Here is a 670-nt window from a genome sequence, read left to right on the forward strand (position 1 = left end):
TCAACCCACCGGACGACGCCAACACCCACTCCCGCACTCTCACCATCCACACCCGCACCACCCCTGACCAGCCCTGGACCGCCCACGCCACCGGCACCCTCACCCAGCACCAACACACACCCGACACCCTCCAAACCACCTGGCCCCCCACCGACGCCGAACCCATCGACCTGACCGGCGCATACGAACGCCTCGCCACCACCGGACTCGAATACGGCCCCACCTTCCAAGGACTCCACGCACTCTGGCGCCGGGACAGTCGCCTCTTCGCCGACGTCCGCCTCCCCGACACCATCGATAACACCGACCACACCGACGGCTACGGCATCCACCCCGCACTCCTCGACGCCGCCCTCCACGCACTGGTCGCGGTCTCCGACGGGGACGAAATCCGGCTGCCCTTCGCCTGGACCGGCGTCACCCTCCACGCCACCGGCGCCACCAAACTGCGCGTCGAGCTGGAGTGGGACGCGTCGGGGTCCGCGAGCCTGCGCGCGTTCGACCCGTCCGGCCAGCCGGTGGTGACGGTGGAGTCGCTGGCGAGCCGGGTGATCAGCCCCGAGCAGTTGCGTTCGGCGAGTGCGCGCTCCGGGCCGCTGTACCGGCCGGAGTGGATCGCCTGGTCCGGCGCCGGCAGGTCGGGCGGTGCCGTGGAGTTCGAGCGGTACGA

General features: G+C 70.9%; 1 protein-coding gene. It reads left to right on the forward strand.

The genetic code is table 11. The features are described 5' to 3' along the window. A partial coding sequence (locus NQU54_RS48725; RefSeq protein WP_257636676.1) for a polyketide synthase dehydratase domain-containing protein occupies positions 1-670 on the forward strand: 670 nt, incomplete at both ends.

The organism is Streptomyces malaysiensis subsp. samsunensis (assembly GCF_024519315.1).
GTDB lineage: Bacteria > Actinomycetota > Actinomycetes > Streptomycetales > Streptomycetaceae > Streptomyces > Streptomyces malaysiensis.